This window comes from Croceitalea marina, from assembly GCF_042684265.1.
Classification (GTDB): Bacteria; Bacteroidota; Bacteroidia; order Flavobacteriales; family Flavobacteriaceae; genus Croceitalea; species Croceitalea marina.
The window spans coordinates 1-755 of the sequence record NZ_JBHULB010000003.1 but is presented as its reverse complement, the minus strand read 5'-3'; the positions used below and the strand labels follow the sequence as shown (position 1 = coordinate 755).

Below are 755 nucleotides of genomic sequence, written 5' to 3'. Positions count from 1 at the left end.
CAAGCATGAATCCTCCTTGCTAAGAAACAAAGAAAACCTTGTCCGGTCTTTACAGGACACGGAAGAGACCAACTTTGCCGACATAGCCTATACACTGCAGGTAGGGCGAAAGGCCTTGGAACACAAAATTGCTGTTGTATGTGAAAACAAAGAACAGGCTATAGAGGCCCTAAACAAACCAAATGACAGTGTACACTCCGGATTCGCAAAGACAAGAAACAAAGAACTTGTCTTTATGTTCCCCGGACAGGGCGCTCAGTATGCCACTATGGGATACGGATTGTACAAGAGCGAAAAGGTGTTCAGGCAGGAGGTGGACAAGTGTCTTGACATTCTACGCAGAGAAATGGGCGAAGACGTANTGTTTAATTTGACCGATGCCCTTACCCTGGTATGCAAACGAAGCGCATTGATGGACCAATTGGAAACAGGTTCTATGCTCAGTGTTGCTTTGCCGGAGGACAAGGTCAAGGAGCGCCTTGGTGGGGAATTGAGCATTGCAGCTATCAATAGCCCCAACAACTGTGTTGTGAGCGGACCACATGAGCCGGTCAAAAAGTTGGAAAAAGCGCTAAAACAAGAGGATGTATTTGCCAGAATATTGAAAACATCCATTGCGGGTCATTCGGCCATGATGGAGCCAATGTTAGCGGAATTTAAGGAAGCTGTAAAAAGCATTGCCATAAACTCACCAGAGATACCCTATATCTCCAATGTAACCGGAAAATACATCACGGCGGAGCAAGTACAAGACC

1 protein-coding gene is annotated in these 755 nt (G+C 46.2%); it reads left to right on the top strand.

The window, feature by feature from the left end:
- Positions 1-16: 16 nt before the first annotated feature.
- The coding region (locus tag ACFSQJ_RS00965) for an acyltransferase domain-containing protein (RefSeq protein WP_449257564.1) at positions 17-755 on the top strand (739 nt) is incomplete at its 3' end.